This window comes from Gilliamella sp. B3022 (assembly GCF_028751545.1).
GTDB lineage: Bacteria > Pseudomonadota > Gammaproteobacteria > Enterobacterales > Orbaceae > Gilliamella.
In genome coordinates this window covers 1849215-1864792 of record NZ_CP071867.1, presented here as the reverse complement: position 1 = coordinate 1864792, position 15578 = coordinate 1849215, and the positions used below count along the sequence as shown (strand labels likewise).

Sequence of the window (15578 nt, the reverse complement as noted above, 5' to 3'; positions counted from 1 at the left end):
ATATAATTTTAATTAAGAGTTAAATTGTAGTTGATACATTGAAGCATAAATGCCATCTTGGGATAACAACGTTTGATGAGTACCTTCTTCTACAAGTTTTCCCCCATCAATAACTAAAATGCGATCAGCTTGTTCGATTGTCGATAGTCTATGTGCAATAATAATAGAAGTTCTATTTTTTCTTAAATGTTCAATTGCTTGTTGCACTAACCTTTCAGACTCATTATCTAAAGCAGATGTAGCTTCATCAAAGATAAGAATTGGATTATTACGCAAAAGAACTCTTGCAATAGCAATGCGTTGACGCTGACCTCCAGATAATAAAACACCATTATCGCCAATTTCAGTATGTATTCCATCTTCTAATTTATCAATAAATTCCATTGCATTTGCCTGCTTAGCTGCCTCAATAATATCTTGTATGCTATACTCTTTTTTGGCACCGTACGTTATATTTTCTGCAATGGTTCCATTAAATAAATGCACCTGCTGAGATACATATCCAATTTGGTCACGCAATGATCTTAGCGTATATTGTTTGATATTAATAGAATCAATTAATATCTCACCTTTAACAATATCATAAAATCTTGGTAATAAACTTGCTATTGTCGATTTTCCTGCTCCAGATCGACCCACTAATGCAACGGTTTCACCTTTCTTAATTGTAAAACTGATATTTTTTAATGCAGGGAAACTATTTGTTGGATAAGTGTATGTCACATGACGAAAAACAATATTACCTTTTACCCCTTTTAATTCAATTGTTCCATTATCTTCTTCTAAAGGAGTGGCTAAAAGAGCAAATAGCGATTCACAAGCAACAGAACCTTTTTGTAATTCAAGGTGAACACTGGTTAATTCTCTTAATGGTCTCATCATAGCCACCATTGCGGAAAAAACAACAGTAAATGAGCCGGGTGTGATATCTAAAGTTTGACTTGCAACAAGAAACAATATTAAACCTAAAGCGGCAGTAGCAACTAATTGGATAATAGGTGAGGACAATCCAGAAACTAAAACGATTTTTAATAGACCTCGCCTAAAAATTTTGTTAATAGTATAAAAGTTTTCTTTTTCATATTTTTGGGCATTATAAACCAGAATTTCTTTATGCCCTTTAATCATCTCATCAGCTGCAGTTGTTATGGTGCCAATGCCTTTTTGCATTGAAATTAGAGCTTTACGAAATTTCTTTGCAATAAATTGAGCAATAAAAATAACTACAGGTACAACAACAATTAATACAGAAGCTAATTTCCAATTGCCATAAAACATGACTACACATAAACCAATAGCATACGCGATTTCTCTGACGAGTATAATTAAAGCATCCGATGACGCCTTTGATAATAATTGCGTATTATAAGTGATTAGAGTAACGAGATCCCCAATTGAACTTTTATGGAGAAAACTTGTTGGGCTTTTGACTAGATGATTAAAAATTAATTGGCGAAATTTAGTTACCACTTTTCCTGATAACCAAGAGAGACAATAAGTAGAAAAATAATTTGATAACCCACGTAAAGCAATCAAGCCAATAATACCAATTGAAAAAAGAACCAAAAGTTCATAATTTTTATCCATTAATCCATTATCTAACAATGGTTTAGTTAGTGAAATTAATGTTGCGTCAGTTGCAGCATTTAATAAAAGTGCAATAACAGCAACTATTAAAGCTTTTTTATATGGAGAAATAAATGGCCACAATTGTTTAATTGTGTTTAATGAGCTATATTTATTTTTCATAAAAGAGAACAATTCATCAAAACATTAATTATACTACATAAACAGTATTGTTTGATATTTTATTTCAATTCTTTTTCAACTAGAAATAATTTGTATTATCTATATAATAACTAATGAATTAAATTTCATGTATAATTTAATTTATTTCATGTGATGTTTAATCAGTATGTTAAATGTTTACACCAACCGTACGCTTATTTTAATAGAATGCGTTTATTTGTAGATTATTACAAATAGGAAATCAGCAATGTATCTCGATGCTAATCATATTATTAAAAAAAAAATAACTTTTGATAGTAATAATAGTAGCAATACTAATCAGCTTGATATAGCTTATGGAATAGATGAGAATTTTTTCTTAGGTTGTGCTGTTTCGATTTCTTCCATTTTAATCTTTAACCCTAATCTCAATTTTTCTTTTCATATATTTACAAATCATTTAACGAATGAGTTTGAAAAAAACCTAAATTTGCTGACTGAACAATATAAAACAAATATCACTTTATATTTAGTTGATGATATAAGTTTGTCTAAACTTCCAACAACAAAAAACTGGACCATAGCAACTTATTTTAGATTTATAGTAGCCGATTATTTTTATCAAAAAATTGATAAAATTCTTTATATTGATGCAGATATAATATGCAAAGGATCAATAGAAGAATTATTCACGTTACCCTTTGAAGAAAATATCGCTTATGTTGTTACAGACAAAGATGCTATCTGGTGGAATAAATGTGCAACTCGGCTTGATGAAGATAAATTGACAAAAAGTTATTTTAATGCCGGTTTTTTACTTATGAATTTAGATAAGTGGCATGAATTCAATATAAATGGTAAAGCATTAGAACTACTTTCTGATACCAATAAATCAAAAAAGTTTACCCATCTCGATCAGGATGTTTTGAATTTGTTGCTTCTGGATAAAGTGAAATATCTTGATAAAAAGTACAATCAACAAGTAAGCATTAATTATGAATTGAAATATAAAAATAGCACCTATTCACCTCATTTAGATCAAGCTATATTAATACATTATATTGGACCAACTAAACCTTGGCATGTATGGGCTAACTATTATAAATGTGCACAATACTTTATAAAAGCAAAACAACAATCACCATTGAGATCTTTACCACTACTACCTGCTAGTACTGCTACTCAAATGAGATATTGTTCGAAACATAAAATGCATCAGAAAAAATATTTTTCTGGAATAATTTGCAATATTATTTATTGCCTTAAAAAACTAATTAAACATTAATAAAATCAAACATACCGGATTAAATCATTTTTAATAGTCGTTAACATTGCATCAGCGCTATACTGATACAAAATATTCAATGAAACAGGTGTAAACCTTGTATGTAAAAAATTTATGATGTCTTGATCATTCTGATCATCAAGAATAAAAATCTGATTAGCATTATAAAAATCATATTTTTTAATTGATTTATTTGTAGTGATTAATTTTTTATTAAACAAAATCGCTTCGATGGCCCTTAAGGTTACCCCTGTTTGACCAATTTGTACTATTTCTAAAATAATATCACTTTGTTTTACCTTTTCTATATTGTCAAAATAACTTATTTTTTTTCCTAAAGTGTAATATTTTGATTGCTCAATAGTTGCATTCGCTTTATTAAGTGCTTCATAATTGATTAAATTAAAATCAGTTTCATAATTGTTAAGTTGCAATATAGGCGCAAGTTTATTAATCACCTCGACTCGATTTTTCCAATATTCACCAATAAAAAAACATTTTTTTACTGTTTTATTATCAAATGTATTTTCTCGAATTTTTTTCATCTCAGAGAGACTAAAAGGTAAAAACTGATTCAAATAGATAAAATGATATTTTTTACAATCGTCAAAATCAAAACTGTATATTTTATCAAAGTGAGGCGTAATTTTAGAGATAAAATCTTCATCCTGACGTAGCCATTTTTTTTTGTTTTTCATACTATTGTTTAATACATCAATAGTATCTCTTAAAACCAACACTCGATGGCAATTCACATCTTTAACTAAATCTATAAATCCTGATATGCCAAAACCACTGCATAATAAAATATCTTCAGGCTTTAACTTTCTTAACTTTATTAATTGATTTAATTTGATAAACCATTTTCGAGGAAAATTTTTTCTTTCTAATGAAAAATTGATAGTTCTAAAATGCTTCATTAATTTATTAAAAAGTACTACATCATACTCATGTTTGAGAGAGTTGATCATATACTTTTCATAATCCGCATTCCATTCTGCAAAATAAATAGTCATGAGATCATTGAATTTAATTATCAAAATGAATTTTAGAAATACTGTCAATTAACCCTTTATTCCAATCTGAGGCTGATAATCCGTGCTTACCTAATTTCTCAACACTCATTACCGAATATTTTGGTCTTGTGGCTTTTGTAGGAAAAGCTTCAGTTTTGATCGGGATGATTTCTGGAGATTGGGTTATTATTTTTTGGTTTAAAGCAATTTCAAAGATTCTTTTGGCAAACAAAAACCAAGATGTTGAACTATCACCACAAAAATGATAAATGCCTCCATCTATTTTTTTATGAAGCAATTGAAGAATTAGTTGAGCCAAATCGCCTGCGTAAGTTGGATTACCGAGTTGATCATCAATTATGGATAATTGTTTTTTTTCAGTAGCTAATCTCAACATCGTTTTAACAAAATTATTACCATAAGGGCTAAATACCCATGAAGTTCGAATAACAATAGCTGTTGGGTCATTATCTAAAACTGCTATTTCCCCCTTACGTTTTGTTTCACCATAGATATTAATAGGATTAGTAATATCTTCTTCAATATAAGGAATATTGTTAGTTCCATCAAAAACATAATCAGTAGAAACATGAAAAAATTTTGCATTATATTTTCTTGATGATATAGACAAGTTTTTAGGACCTATAACATTGACGCTATATGCCAGTTGAGGTTCATCTTCTGCTTTATCAACAGCGGTATATGCCGCAGCATTGATAATTGCATCAGGCTTATATTTAGCGATAAAACAATCGACCGCATATTCATCAGTAATATCAAGTTGTTCAGCATCAGTTTTAATTAGTTCCCATTTAGATGGGAAAATATCTACAAAACAATTACCTAATTGACCATTAGCTCCAGTTAACAAAACTTTCATATGATTTATTATAGCTCCTGTAATGTTTTACCTAATTTGTCTTTTTCAGATAAAATTGGCGTTGATATTGGCCAAGTAATATTTACTGTTGGATCATTCCAAAGTAGACATCCTTCGGAGTTAGGATCATAATAGTTGGTGCATTTATACTCAAAATCTGCGATATCAGACAAGACTAAAAAACCATGAGCAAGGCCAGGAGGAATCCACAATTGACTCTTATTCTCTTCAGAAAGAAGAACACCGACCCATTTACCATAAGTTGATGAATCTTTTCTGATATCTACAGCCACATCAAATACTTCACCTCTAACAACTCTAACAAGCTTGCCTTGTGGATTTTGTTTTTGAAAATGTAAACCTCTTAAAACATTTTTTTGTGACCGAGAATGATTATCTTGAACAAAAGTTAAATTGATTTTTAATTTTTCTTGATAACGCTTTTGTTCAAAAGTTTCTAAAAAAAAACCGCGTTGATCCCCAAAAACTTTAGGATTAATTATTTTCACATCAGGAATTTTTGTTTCAATTATTTGCATTTATTTACCTATTCTTTAATTAATTGAGATAAATATTGTCCATACAATGTTTTACCTAAATTAGCTGCTTCTTGTTTTACTTGCTCTAAAGTTAACCAACCATTACGATAGGCAATCTCTTCAAGACACGCTATTTTCAATCCTTGACGTTTTTCAATGATCTGAACAAAAGATGAAGCTTCAATTAAACTATCATGGGTTCCTGTATCGAGCCAAGAAAATCCTCTACCAAGTATTTCAACATTTAATAATCCTGCTTCTAAATACATTTGATTAAGTGTTGTTATTTCCAATTCTCCTCTATACGAAGGCTTAATCTCTTTGGCCATCTCAACAACATTTTCATCATAAAAATAAAGTCCTGTGACAGCCCAATTTGATTTTGGTTTTATTGGCTTTTCCTCTATTGATAATGCTTTAAAATTTTCATCGAAATCAACGACACCAAAACGTTCTGGATCTACAACTTGATATCCAAAAATGGTTGCTCCTTCAGTTTGTGTCATCACTTTTTGTAGTTTCTTACCAAAACTTTCACCAAAAAATAAATTATCTCCTAAAATCAAACTGCATTTTTGACCTTTAATAAACTCTTCACCAATCAAAAAAGCTTGAGCCAAGCCTTCTGGTCTTGGTTGTTCGGCAAAACTGAGCTTAATTCCAAATCGTGAACCATCACCTAATAATCGTTTGAACATCGGTAAATCATCTGGAGTTGAAATAATTAATATGTCAGTAATACCAGCAATCATAAGAACAGATATTGGATAATAAATCATAGGCTTATCATATATGGGAAGTAATTGTTTTGAAATACCTCGTGTTATAGGATATAGCCGAGTTCCCGAACCGCCTGCAAGCACAATTCCTTTCATAAATTAACCTAACCTTTTAATTTAAAATGCCTTGTCTAGATCTGGCGTAAGAACCATCTTTTATATGGTCACACCAAGCTCGATTATGCAAATACCATTCAACTGTTTTACGCATACCGCTTTCAAATGTTTCTTGTGGCTTCCAACCTAAATCATGATGGATTTTTGAAGCATCAATCGCATACCTTTGATCATGACCTGGTCTATCAGTAACATTAGTAATGAGATCTTTATAATGTTTAATATTATAAGGCTTAGTTGGCACTAATTCTTCAAGTAATTCGCAGATAATATTGACCACATCAATATTTTTCTGCTCATTATGTCCACCTATGTTATAAGTTTTTCCATTTTTTGCCTGAGTGGCAACAAGATAAAGTGCTCTAGCATGATCCTCAACATATAACCAATCTCTAATTTGTTGTCCATTACCATAAACAGGCAAAGATTTACCTTCTAAAGCATTTAAAATCATCAGAGGAATTAATTTTTCGGGAAAATGATAAGGACCATAGTTATTTGAACAATTGGTTATAACTGTAGGTAAATTAAATGTTCTATGCCAAGCACGAACTAAATGATCACTCGATGCTTTAGATGCGGAATACGGACTACTTGGAGAATAAGGCGTTTTTTCAGTAAAAAGATTGTTTGTACCATGTAAATCACCATATACTTCATCGGTAGAAATATGATGAAAACGAAAATGTTTTTGCCTATCTGAATCTAATTTTTTCCAATAAGCTAATGCTTCTTCCAAAAGCGAAAAAGTACCAATTACATTGGTTTCTATAAAGGTAGACGGATTATCAATTGATCGATCAACATGACTTTCAGCAGCTAAATGCATAATAATATTAGGCTGAAATTCATTAATTGCTTTCGATAAAGAGTTTCTATCACAAATATCAATCTGTTTAAAATGAAATCGATTACTATTAAATACTTTATCTAAAGACTCTAAATTCCCTGCATAAGTTAATTTATCAATAACTAACACTTCATCGTCGGTTTGCTCTATGAGATAGCGAACAACTGCAGAACCAATAAAACCAGCACCGCCAGTAATTATTATTTTCATAATTTGAATCCGAAATAATTAGTTTAACTTAATATAATTAATGGATTAGTTTATCATGCTTTAGCATGAATTTAAATGAATTAATATTCATATGGTTAATTGAACTTAAATAAATAATATTACATGTTTAATTGAATCAAAAATAGCGTTATAATTTTAGAAATCTGAATTATAAATGGTGAGGAAATAGATGTTAAAAAGAACTAAGTCAAAATCCGCAGTGAAAATAAAATGTTTAGGAATCACTATTTATAAAAGAAAACTTGACTCAAATGAGCAATTTTTTTTAAAAAAAATCTTAGTGATAAAACGCGAGAATGGCTTTAAAAAAATAAATTTTCTTGGTTTTAATATTTTATCAAAAAAGTTACCAGTTAAAAGTAATGTCTTAAATCCAGATAGTAGTAATTTGTTTAACCAATGCGAAATAAAATCTGAACTACAAAAAAAATTATGGTTTACACCATTTTCTCCTGAGGATCATTTATGGGATGAATTGCAACCTGCTAAATATTCTTCTAAAACACGATGTGTCGTCATCTTACCTATTTATAAAGGTTTAGATGAATCCTTATGTTCAATTTATCATGCACTAAAAAGTAGAACTACTGATGAGTATAGTTTATTAGTCATCAATGATGCAGGCCCTGATAAAGAATTAAATCTAAAACTTGAAGAGCTTTCTCAAAAAGGGCTATTTGATTATCATCTCAATAAAGAAAATCTTGGATTTGTTAAAACTATTAATTTTGCCATAAGCAATTTATCTCATAATCTGGATGTAATCTTATTAAATTCTGATGCCTTTGTATTTGAAGGTTGGTTTGAAAGAATGATTGCATATGCTGATAATGATAAATCGATAGCCACCATTACACCTATGTCTAATAATGCCACTATTTGTAGTTATCCATTTACCTGTCAAGATAATAATAAGGTTCTTGAAGTCACTCCTGCTGAATTGGATCAATTAGCCGCTAAGATAAACAAAGGGAGCTATGTTGAAACGCCAACTGGCGTAGGTTTTTGTTTTTATATGAGAAGAGAAGTTATTGATAAAATTGGTTTGTTAGATGATCATGCTTTCAAAGTTGGATACGGTGAAGAAAATGATTTTTGCATGAGGGCACTTCACGCCGGTTTCAAGAATATTATTATCGGAGATGTCTTTGTATTTCATGTTGGTTCTGTGTCTTTTTCTGCTATAAAAGCCGAAAATATGAAAAAAGGGGAAAATGCCTTAAAACTGAAGCATCCAAATTATTTAAACATGGTGCATCATTTTATCAATGTTGATCCGGTTTTAGTCCTTAGACGTAATTTAGATATTGCCAGATTAAAATTAAAACTTGAAAATCGAAAAACTGTTGTGATTGTCTCTCATGCATGGGATGGTGGTATCAATACTTATCTAAAACAAATAGTAAAACAGTTTAGAAATCAAAATATTGATTGCATTCTATTAAAAGTTCATGATAAAAAATGTTATTCAATTGAAATTCCAGAAAATTATCACTTAGAAATACCTAATTTAAAGAATTTATCTTTAAGTTGTGATTTTGCATTTTTAAACTTCTTTTTAAAAACTATTCAACCAACTTTAATACATATCAATAGTTTTGCTGGTCTTGATTGGCATCATCATGAAAAACTTCTGTACTATTTTGCATCATCAGATTGGATTTATAAGTTTATCGTCCATGACTACGCATGCATGTCGTATGATTATAAACTGTTGAGTCCAGAACATATTTATAAAGGTATACCAACTATTGCTCAAAGAAATATTTGGAACAACGGAAAATCGTTACCTGCTGATTATGAGATGAATATTTCCGATGCTATTGCAAAGCATAAGGCTTACAACCTGTTTTTTAATAAATGTTCTAAGATCGAAGCGCCATCTAATCGAGCTCGTGACATAATATTATTTGATTTTCCTGAAATAAATATTGATGTTATTCCACATGAAAATGTGTTCAATAATATTATTCCGGCACAACGAAATAAAAATAAAGATATAATAAAAATTGCATCTATAGGCGCATTAAGCATTGAAAAAGGATCACAATTATTAGCTACATTGGCCATCGATGCAAAAAACCGAGACTTGAAATTATCTTATTTTTTAGTTGGTTACAGTAATTCTGATGATCAACATGTAATGCAAACAAATAATGTCCAAGTGACTGGTAAATATCAAAATGATGAAGAATGTATTAACTTGCTCAGAGAGATTTCCCCTGATTTGATATTGTTACCTAGTATATGGGAAGAGACTTTCTCTTATACATTATCAATCGCTTTAGCTTTAAAAATACCGACATTGGTGTTTGATATTGGAGCGCAAGGAGAGAGAAGCAAAGACCACAGTTGGGTTGTAAAGTTAGATCCATTGTTGATGCATAATCCAAGAGGCATTTCGGATTTAATATTAAATTTAAACTTAGATAAACTATGGAAAGAAGCTTCAAAAATGTAACATGGTTAATTTTTGACGACTAATCAATGTAAAACAATCTTTTTATTATGTTTTTTATCACTGAATAACATATAAAAGATTGTTTTTCTTATAATAAACTTAATCAACATTTTTGTTATAAAGTCTTTTAATTTTTCGTGCTAATCTTTTAAAAAATGTATTTTTATATTTATAATATCGAGTTTCTAATTTATTGTATGAATTAAGTAATAGGTTATAGTTATCTAAAATGAGCTGATTTTTCGATAATTGATTATTATAGTCTTCAAGTAATTGGCTCAGTTTGTTTGAAATAGATTCTTTTTGCTCTATTAATACCTTATTAGTATCAGATATTTTTTGATTTTTTATTGAAAGTTCTTCATAATTATTTGAAAGATAGTGAATTTTTGTTGAAAATTCTTGATATTTCGACAAAAGCTCTTGATGCGTTGCTAAAAGTTCTTCGTATTTCGTTAAAAGTTCTTGATGTTTTAAATTTTGATCATCGACCTTTGAACACATCACACTTTTTTGAGATTGTAATTCAGCATTTTTAATGATTAATTCATTGTTATTATACAACAGTTGTTTATGCTCTAATAATAGACTATTGTATGCATTATAATATTGCTTAATAGATTTTACGATTTCTGATTCCAATCTTATCTTTTGACGTTCCCCCAAATTTAAAGTTTTTCTTAAAATATTTTCTTTAGAGTTAATGATTATAGTTCTAATATATTTATCTAAGCTGTATTTATCTAAAGTTTCACTCTTGATTTTTGATACATCACATTTAGCTTTTGGAAAATAAGTTATTATTTCCTCAACAATTTCACTCGAAGATATTCGCCTTAAACAACATCTTCCAGAATAATTAAACTGTTCTGCGATTTTATAATTTTCGAGCAATATCCACCCTACTCCACCAAAATGGTCATAGCAGTAAACAGGAGTGTTACTAACAATGGCATATTGTACTGTTTTTCCTATTGTAATAATAGCATCAGCTTCTTCAACCATTTTCGATGTCAATCTTACTACATTTCCTCTTACACCAATATTTATTATGTTTAATCCATGTTCATTTTTTAAAATTTCTAGTGCATCTAACATCTCTTGTGGTGGATGATTACTAACTAAAAGTATATTCTTTAATTGTTCATTATTAGAATCTTTTTCACAAAAAAACTCTGAGGGAGCAGCGTTATAAAAAACTTCACAAAGATTAGTAGGAATCCCAAATTTACTAAAATGATTATAAGTTTCTTCACTATTAAATAAAATTTTGTTAGCTAATAACCTTTCAGTATATAAACCAAAACTCTCTAAATGTTCATAAGGGGATAAATGCGCAAAAACAAAGAAAGTTTTACTATTAAAACTTTCAATATAATGATTTACAAGAATTGGTAATACCTGATGTTGAGACCAAACAATATCGTAATTAAAGGGATTTGGTAATTCATCGGTTGTGAATAAATTGATATCAGAATTTTTAGCGATCTCAATTATAGGAGAACCTATGTAATTCGCCACAATATCTACCAAATAGTTGTTTTTCTTGAAGGATTCTGCAACTTCTAATGCAACTATTTCAGAACCACCAATGCTTGCCATATGATTAGTACATATCAATACTTTTAACATAAACACTTAACCCTACTATTCAATTAATAAATTAACTTTTGACGTTAAAGCTAGTTTATTTTCAGTATGAGAAATAAAACAATGAGGGATAAAAATAATATTAATTATTAGAATCCAATTAATTATTGCTCATTACGTCATAAATGGCTTTGAAATATGCATAAGAATGATAGACCCTATTATTTTTTAATTTAGCGTGATTGATGTCATCCTTGAAGTAATTGGGTAAAATCTCTACCTTATAAAGTACAATAAAATAACCACTATTATCATAACAACTTTAAATAGCTTATTTGCTATTTTGTATATTTAATCATGGAGGCAACATTAGTAGTAAGTCCTATATTAATATAATCGTTTACTTTAAATGAATCTTGTAGGACTAGTTTTTCTTCTTTTCTGTTTCTCTTTAACATTGGTGAAGTCATTTTTGTTTCGATAATCAAATAGACAGAAGCCAATAATAATAAAGGCTAGATAAAACTCCTATAATTACCTTACTCATGATACAGTTTTTTTAATTTTTATATCATTTTAACATACTTTTTTTAAAAAACTTCAAGCACAGATAATAAATAGATTGATTTAATTGAAATAATTCAATTTGAATCAATCGCTAAGTGTATTTATCTACCTATTCCATAATCCCTAAGCTTATTAGCAATAGCAGTATGTGAAACCCCCAATCTTTTTGCAAGTTTTCTGGAACTTGGGTATTCAATATACAAGCTTTTTAAGATTTCTTTTTCAAACTGTTTCGTCATTTCATCAAGAGTTTTATTTTCCATATTATTAACCCATGATAATTGGGCACGATTTTCTGTTGGTAACACAATATCTTTGGCTGTTAATGTTGACGATTTCAGTTGTGCCAAAGCTGAATAGAGGACATTTTTAAGTTGTCTTACATTGCCTGGCCAAGGATAGCGTTTAAAACAATCAATCACACTAGCATCAATAGTAGGTGAAATAATGCCTTGTTTATGAGCAAATTCATCCACAAAAATTTGTGTAAGCGAGGCAATATCATCTTTACGTTCTTGCAATGACGGTAGATTAAGAGGTAAAACATTTATACGATAATAAAGATCTTTTCTAAATTTACCTTGTTCAACTAAACCAGCTAAATCACCTTTAGTTGCACAAATGATACGTACATCTACATAAACTTCATCATCATCACCAACACGTCGAAAATAGCCATCATTAATAAAACGTAGTAATTTAGTTTGCATTTGAAATGACATTTCATCAATACCATCTAGTAAAACTGAACCGCCGTTCGCTTGCTCAAAAAAACCTTTTTTGCTCTCAACAGCACCAAGATAAGCTCCCGCAGCATGACCGTATAACTCGCTTTCAACCACGTCATCTGGCATAGCGGCACAATTTAATGCTAAAAAGATTTGATCGCCTCGTGAACTGTATTGATGACAAGCATGGGCAAGCAAGTCTTTGCCGGTTCCTGTTTCACCCGATATTAATAATGGTTCACGCTGCATTGAAAATGCTTTTGCCTGTGCAATAAGTTTTTGCATAATAGCGCTTTGTGTAGCAAAAATATCAAAAGCCTGTTGATCAACGACATTAATTTTCGATAACCGTTTTTTTAAGTACTCAATTGATTGTATGATAAATATTGTTCTTAACGATTCCACTACTTTTTGTAATAAATAGTATTGACTATTTATTACAATAATCGTGTCATCCTGCGTGTCCAAATTAACCGTGTTATCGAGAGAAAATACATTTTGATAATTAAAAGGTTGATTTAAATTTAACATATCAGACGAAATCAGTTGACCAGCTTGTTGATTATAGGTAACTAATTGTTGGTTATTATTGATTTCAATGATTGCTGCTTGCATAATCTACCCATTTTTCATTTAATTTGGTTAATTTATCACGACGATGCCGCCACTCAAGGCTTTTAGTTAATTCATCAAAGGTTATTTTAGTCTCGGATAATAAAAGTTTTGCTTTATTTGTTGCTAGAGGCTGAATTTTATTTAAAAACATCAACTGCTTCAAAATCGCTAATGAACCTTGTCGATTATTACAAGCTAAAAGCAGATCGCACCCTGCGGCTAATGCAGCCTGTGCTCGTTGAGCATGATTTCCCATTACTGATGCACCTTCCATTGATAAATCATCAGAAAAAATCACACCCTTAAAATGTAACTGTTTTCGAAGCACTGTTTTGAGCCAGTATGACGACCCACTGGCTGGTTTATCATCAAATGCAGGATAAATCACATGTGCGGGCATAATTGCATCAAGTTGATTATCCATAATAAGTTTTGAGAAAATTTGCATATCTTGTTCAATCAATAACTTTTTACGATCATCAATAGGTGTTTCTTTGTGTGAATCAGCAATAACATGACCATGACCAGGAAAATGTTTTCCTGTAGTTTTCATCCCTGCCACATGCATACCATCAATCATAGCTGAAGCAATTTGATAAGCAATATTAATATCAGAATGAAAGGATCGACTCCCTATCGCTAAACAGTCATGACCCAAATCTAACACCGGTGCGAAACTGAGATCAATATCAAAAGCAATCAGCTCCATAGCTAATACCCAACCCGCATCAAATGCTAATGATTTAGCATGTTCAATATCGTTAAGTGCAGCAAAAGCTTGTGCTGGTGGAATAAGAGTAAATCCCTGTTTAAAGCGTTGAACGCGCCCGCCTTCATGATCGACTGAAATTAATAATCGCTCACTAGATGCCGCACGGATCTGCTTTATCAATTCGCTCAACTGTTTTGGTTCTTGATAATTACGGCTAAATAGAATCACACCAGCAACCAATGGATTTTGAAGTAATCTTTTATCATCATCGGTAAGCGATATGCCATCAAGATCGATCAGTAATGGCCCCATTACTTACTTGCCTCACTAAAATGATTATCTATGGTACGTTGCTTAGGAAAATCTTTAGATGTTACCCGATTTAAGATTTCACCTGTTCGGGTTGAAATTAATTCCATAGAAAGATTAGCGTCGTCATTCTCAGTCGGTATTTTGTAAATAGTGGTAAAAAGAACATAACTAGCATTCATTGATTTGGCTAATCCAATCATTTTACCCCGAGAAACCAACTTATCATCAGGCGAAATGCCCAACGCTTGTTTAGCTTGATTGATAGATTGTCGACTGGCGACAGTAAATTTATTTTGTTTATTCATTAACTGATGTAACACTTCATCAATTTGGTTATTTACCAGATAATCACCACTTCGATTTTGAATATCACTAATTAACAAAATTTTGTTTTCATCATTTAAAGAAGATAAATCATTCATCAATTTATTTGTAAATGGTGATAAAATTGTATACCAATCCGTTTTCATAGTGATTAAAGGTGGGGTTTCAATCACATCTCCATCAGAAGGTTTTACAATAACTGGAGGCGTTACTGTTCCGCTCATATTATCTAAAAGATGACAACCCGTTAAAACAAAAGCTATTGCCGAAGTAACAACTATGCGTTTTATCTGTTTCATATATTAACCTATTAATCGACCTAATTTTTTTCCACCCAACAAATGCATGTGAATATGAAAGACTTCTTGTCCCGCATCTTTATTACAGTTCATAATTAAACGGTAACCACTTTCATCAATACCTTCCTGTTTGGCTATTTTTGCGGCAACAAGCACCATATGCCCAAGTACAATCTCATCTTCTTCTTGAATATCGTTAACGGTAGGAATAAGTTTATTTGGAATAATTAAAATATGTGTCGGAGCTTGAGGCGATATATCACGAAAAGCGGTCACTTTATCGTCTTGAAAAACAATATCAGAAGGAATTTCTTTCCGAATAATTTTACTAAAAATAGTTTCCTGAGCCATCACGTTTCTCCTTTTTATCGTATGTCTATAAGTAAAAAATTGTATTGGCTCAAGCATAACATATTTTGATATCAATAATGTATAGATATCGTTACATTTTAGCGTGTAGCCTTTTATTTAAATATAAAAAATATCAGAACCAGCCTACCAGCCATTTTATTAAATAGCTTATGTTTAATCAAAAGGCAACAAGA

Annotated in this window: 13 protein-coding genes; 2 read left to right on the top strand and 11 right to left on the bottom strand. The window is 30.5% G+C overall.

Going from position 1 to position 15578, the window contains the following annotated elements; translation table 11 throughout:
* Window positions 1–12 precede the first annotated feature (12 nt).
* Window positions 13–1749 (bottom strand): lipid A export permease/ATP-binding protein MsbA, encoded by a 1737-nt coding sequence (msbA, locus tag J4T76_RS08415; protein ID WP_267340562.1) that lies wholly within the window; start codon window positions 1747–1749, stop codon window positions 13–15.
* Window positions 1750–1996: 247 nt separating this feature from the next.
* On the opposite strand from msbA, the gene J4T76_RS08410 reads away from it, so the two are divergent.
* A complete protein-coding gene (locus J4T76_RS08410; protein WP_267340563.1) occupies window positions 1997–3013 on the top strand; it encodes a glycosyltransferase in 1017 nt (338 codons plus the stop codon).
* 5 nt (window positions 3014–3018) lie between these two features.
* Here the strand turns inward: J4T76_RS08410 and J4T76_RS08405 are convergent, their stop codons facing one another.
* The 5 genes from J4T76_RS08405 to rfbB are packed head-to-tail and all read right to left on the bottom strand — an operon-like array spanning window position 3019 to window position 7407.
* Window positions 3019–4029, bottom strand: a complete 1011-nt coding sequence (locus J4T76_RS08405; RefSeq protein WP_267340564.1) for a hypothetical protein — start codon at window positions 4027–4029, stop codon at window positions 3019–3021.
* Between the two features lie 13 nt (window positions 4030–4042).
* Window positions 4043–4909 carry a dTDP-4-dehydrorhamnose reductase gene (gene rfbD / locus J4T76_RS08400; protein ID WP_267340565.1) on the bottom strand — a complete coding sequence of 289 codons (867 nt, stop codon included), beginning with the start codon at window positions 4907–4909 and terminating at the stop codon, window positions 4043–4045.
* Between the two features lie 8 nt (window positions 4910–4917).
* Window positions 4918–5448, bottom strand: coding sequence for a dTDP-4-dehydrorhamnose 3,5-epimerase (gene rfbC / locus J4T76_RS08395; RefSeq protein WP_267340567.1), 531 nt, complete (start codon window positions 5446–5448; stop codon window positions 4918–4920).
* 8 nt (window positions 5449–5456) lie between these two features.
* Window positions 5457–6323 carry a glucose-1-phosphate thymidylyltransferase RfbA gene (gene rfbA / locus J4T76_RS08390; protein WP_267340569.1) on the bottom strand — a complete coding sequence of 289 codons (867 nt, stop codon included), beginning with the start codon at window positions 6321–6323 and terminating at the stop codon, window positions 5457–5459.
* Window positions 6324–6339: 16 nt separating this feature from the next.
* Complete coding sequence (gene rfbB / locus J4T76_RS08385; RefSeq protein ID WP_416380547.1) at window positions 6340–7407, bottom strand: dTDP-glucose 4,6-dehydratase; 1068 nt, start codon at window positions 7405–7407, stop codon at window positions 6340–6342.
* A 187-nt stretch (window positions 7408–7594) separates the two neighbouring features.
* Between rfbB and J4T76_RS08380 the strand changes: the two genes are divergently transcribed.
* Window positions 7595–9886, top strand: a complete 2292-nt coding sequence (locus J4T76_RS08380) for a glycosyltransferase (RefSeq protein WP_267340572.1) — start codon at window positions 7595–7597, stop codon at window positions 9884–9886.
* A 99-nt stretch (window positions 9887–9985) separates the two neighbouring features.
* Here J4T76_RS08380 and J4T76_RS08375 read toward each other — a convergent pair whose 3' ends face one another.
* The 5 genes from J4T76_RS08375 to J4T76_RS08355 form a co-directional block, all read right to left on the bottom strand.
* Window positions 9986–11518 (bottom strand): hypothetical protein, encoded by a 1533-nt coding sequence (locus tag J4T76_RS08375; RefSeq protein ID WP_267354690.1) that lies wholly within the window; start codon window positions 11516–11518, stop codon window positions 9986–9988.
* Window positions 11519–12144: 626 nt separating this feature from the next.
* The gene (locus J4T76_RS08370) at window positions 12145–13386 is read right to left on the bottom strand and encodes a sigma 54-interacting transcriptional regulator (protein WP_267340574.1); all 1242 of its coding nucleotides are present in this window, start codon (window positions 13384–13386) and stop codon (window positions 12145–12147) included.
* Window positions 13367–14410 carry a beta-N-acetylhexosaminidase gene (gene nagZ / locus J4T76_RS08365; RefSeq protein WP_267355636.1) on the bottom strand — a complete coding sequence of 348 codons (1044 nt, stop codon included), beginning with the start codon at window positions 14408–14410 and terminating at the stop codon, window positions 13367–13369. The genes J4T76_RS08370 and nagZ overlap by 20 nt, the downstream gene beginning before the upstream one ends.
* Window positions 14410–15033, bottom strand: coding sequence for a penicillin-binding protein activator LpoB (locus J4T76_RS08360; protein WP_267340576.1), 624 nt, complete (start codon window positions 15031–15033; stop codon window positions 14410–14412). Before J4T76_RS08360 ends, nagZ begins: the two co-directional genes overlap by 1 nt.
* 3 nt (window positions 15034–15036) lie before the next feature.
* The gene (locus J4T76_RS08355; protein ID WP_267340578.1) at window positions 15037–15384 is read right to left on the bottom strand and encodes an HIT domain-containing protein; all 348 of its coding nucleotides are present in this window, start codon (window positions 15382–15384) and stop codon (window positions 15037–15039) included.
* Between the last annotated feature and the right edge of the window lie 194 nt (window positions 15385–15578).